At 69.7% G+C, this 578-nt stretch carries 1 protein-coding gene; it reads left to right on the top strand.

Going from position 1 to position 578, the window contains the following annotated elements; translation table 11 throughout:
• Positions 1-189: 189 nt before the first annotated feature.
• The coding region (locus tag DEIPI_RS39760; RefSeq protein ID WP_045234247.1) for a hypothetical protein at positions 190-578 on the top strand (389 nt) is incomplete at its 3' end.

The following is a 578-nucleotide window of genomic DNA, read 5'->3' on the forward strand; positions in this document are numbered from 1 at the left end:
CGTTCACGCGTCTCTGCACTCATGGGTGGCGTCGTACGCTCGGGGACGGCCCCTCGCTCTTGCCAGGGGCGTTCACGCGTCTCTGCACTCATGGGTGGCGTCGTACGCTCGGGGACGGCCCCTCGCTCTTGCCAGGGGCGTTCACGCGTCTCTGCACTCATTAGCGGTAACTTGTCCTCGGGAGTGACCATGAACGACCGGATTCTCGACGCACTGCGCTCGGCGGGTTTCGACGTGCGGCCCACCGCCACGCTCGACAAGGAGGGCGCGTTCTTCGCCCTGTCCGACGACATCCTCATCTACGCGGAGGGCGGGCGCGCGTCGCACGTTCAGCTGCGCGACATCACCCGCATCCACAGCGACAACCAGGGCGTCCTGCGTGTCGACACGCCCGCCGGGAACGCCGTCACGGCGTCCCTGCTCGGCTACGACGTCGCCCGCGTGCAGCACTTCTTCGGCGAGGTGAAGAACGCGACGGCCCGCGCGAAGTCCCAGCCCGCCCCGCATAGCGGCTCGCCGTGGAAGACGGGCTTCTCCGTCGCCGGAGGGAGCTCGGCGGGCGCGGTCCGCCCGCCGGA

Origin of the sequence: Deinococcus pimensis DSM 21231 (genome assembly GCF_000519345.1) — a bacterium.
GTDB classification, from domain to species: Bacteria; Deinococcota; Deinococci; order Deinococcales; family Deinococcaceae; genus Deinococcus_A; species Deinococcus_A pimensis.